This window comes from Bartonella sp. AP57NXGY (genome assembly GCF_042195805.1).
Classification (GTDB): Bacteria; Pseudomonadota; Alphaproteobacteria; order Rhizobiales; family Rhizobiaceae; genus Bartonella.
This window is the reverse complement of record NZ_JBHIOZ010000543.1, coordinates 1-681: the sequence shown is the minus strand read 5'-3', so window position 1 is coordinate 681 and position 681 is coordinate 1. Positions and strand designations below refer to the sequence as shown.

The 681-nt window shown below is 35.1% G+C and carries 1 protein-coding gene; it reads left to right on the top strand.

Annotated features, from left to right (window positions below; translation table 11 throughout):
* Nucleotides 1-315: 315 nt before the first annotated feature.
* Nucleotides 316-681, top strand: a 366-nt coding sequence (locus ACFIL8_RS11930; RefSeq protein WP_375689994.1) for a non-canonical purine NTP pyrophosphatase, incomplete at its 3' end; no start/stop codon positions are given.

Genomic DNA, 681 nt, shown 5'->3' with positions numbered 1-681 from the left:
CAAGGTTTGGTCAAATAGTCTAAAGTAGTATAAAAACATATTATCCTATTGAGCTGTAAAATGCTACCTTTCAGAGTAATGCTTGATAAATTACGCAGGAAATATTTTTGTTAGAGTGTGTGAGAAATATTTAAGATTAAGAATTGATCTGTAAAGTGGTCTGCTGTAGGGACTTGTCAAGAAAATCTAGCTTGATTAAAAACCGCTGTAAATAGAAAATTTCACCCTTTAGAGCAAGCAGAATGTGTGTGTATGAGCATTTAAACCGTTTTTTAGCACAAAAATAATTCCCCTTTCATTTTTGGAGAAATCTATATGAGAAGCATAGCAGATAAAAAACTTGTCATTGCTACACATAACACCGGAAAATTGCATGAAATCACTACTTTAATTACGCCTTTCGGTTTAATAATACAATCGGCAAAAGAACTAGGCTTGCCAGAACCAAAAGAAACGGGAAAAACATTTGAAGAAAATGCTTATATTAAAGCTTTTTCAGCAGCAAAAAAAACAGGACTTCCTGCGCTCTCTGATGATTCAGGCTTAGAGGTAGATGCATTGGAAGGTGCGCCAGGCGTTTATACCGCTGATTGGGCAATTCAAACCGATGGTACACGTAATTTTCCAAAAGCTATGAAAAAAATAGAAAATGAACTCCAAAAAGTCGGAGCACGAGAAAAA